1 pseudogene is annotated in these 1,755 nt (G+C 30.6%); it reads right to left on the bottom strand.

The window, feature by feature from the left end:
* Nucleotides 1-1,656, bottom strand: a pseudogene (locus DFQ07_RS15430) (hypothetical protein); the annotation flags it as partial.
* Nucleotides 1,657-1,755 lie beyond the last annotated feature (99 nt).

Raw genomic sequence — 1,755 nt, 5'->3', positions numbered from 1 at the left:
TCTATAATATTGAAAATCATGAGTGTTTTCAGATAAAGCTCCAGATGAATTATTAATTATTTGTTGAGTTTTGAAAGAGAAATCAAAAAAACTATAACCAGATCCAACACTAAATTTTGCATCAGGATTTGCTGTGTTTTCATCTAATTCGCAAATATACTCATTAGGGTAAAAGCTTAACCCAGTTGGGTTAATAATTAAATTTAAACTGCCAGTATTAAAACATCGTGTTGTATTATTAATAATCTTTACCAGTAATGTTTGGTTAAACGGAACAGTATTGGTGTAATTTTCTGGAGATGTTATTGGGGTGTTATTATTTAAATCAGTTTGATTTTCAAAAAAATACACAGTTATATTTGTTGCGTTGTTTGAAATTTCTGCTTCTTTGTTTTGTAGATTAAAGGAGGTGAAACCGTCAAAAGGATTGTTGTCAAAATCACATTGTTGATATGGAGCAGTATTGATAAATTTAGGAACAGGGGTCACAACTAAATTAAAAGTAGTTGTTGTGTTTAAGCACCCAACGATATTTTCAACTCTGATATAAATTGTCTGAGTATCTCTTACAGTGTTCGTAAAAGGAGTGTTTTTATTTATAGGATTCAAAGCATTTTGAGCATCAGTAAGACTCAAATGATAGCTTATAGTATATGTATTAGGGTCTAATGTTCCTAAAATTTCATTGTCTTTAGAGGATAATAAAAAAGAACTGTATATACCATCAGTGTTATTTCCACTATTAATATCATCACATTCAATATAGTCTGTTGGTGTAGTAAGATTTATACTGTTATTTACAGTAATATTAAAATCAGTTACAGAAAAGCAGTCAGAGTTTATATTGGTTAACCTCATGAAAATTGTTTGAGGATTACTGGTGTTTTTAAAATTAGTAGGGGTTGTTATAGGGTTAGTGTTGGTTTGTGCATCATTATCACTTGTGTGGTAAGAGACTTTAATGTTTGATTGATCGTTTAATATAGAATTACTATAAGTAGTTAAATCAAATTCTGTACTATTATCAAAAGTACCATCATCATCACACTCTTCTAAATCATATGATTGACCTACTGTAGGAGGATTGATAGTTGGAGGTTTATTGAAAGTAGCAGTACCAGTCCAATCAATTTTAAAATTACTATTTCCAATAGGTCTGTCAATTACTAAAAAGTACGAATCGTTATCATTAACATTTAATAATCTTACAAAACTATTTCCATCTTCTCCAGGACCTTCTGAGAAATCTGTTTCTGAGTTACTGATGCCTGTTAAATTATTAGTTTGATTACTGGCAACTGGGTTTGTTGTAGAACAACGAATTGCATGTCCTATATTACCACAGCTTACATTAGGACCGAAGATGAAAAAATCAAGATCAACATTAATATCGGTATTATGACTACCATCGGCATTGGTAGGTGTTAAAGTAAAAGCTAATGTTCCTCCTTTGTCAATTTTAATTTTGACCCACAAACTGTTATTCTCTACAGCGTAACAGCTGTTTGAATCCCATAGCTCCTGTATTCCAACACCAGTAGCATTTAAGTTTTGAAATCCACTATTGCCACAAACAACAATTGCATCTGAACAATCGTTTTGTGAAAACAAGGAGGTATAAGTAAGGATTAAGCTCAATAATAATATTTTTTTCATAGCTTTTTTTATTATTTCCTCAATAAAGAAAAATGTCCTGTTTTTTTACGGATTTTTCCATTGGTATCTATCAATTCAGCATTATACCAGTAATCGTTA

The sequence above is a fragment of the Tenacibaculum caenipelagi genome (assembly GCF_004363005.1).
Classification (GTDB): Bacteria; Bacteroidota; Bacteroidia; order Flavobacteriales; family Flavobacteriaceae; genus Polaribacter; species Polaribacter caenipelagi.
Note: the sequence above shows the minus strand (reverse complement) of the source record. Positions and strands in the feature narration are given on the sequence as shown.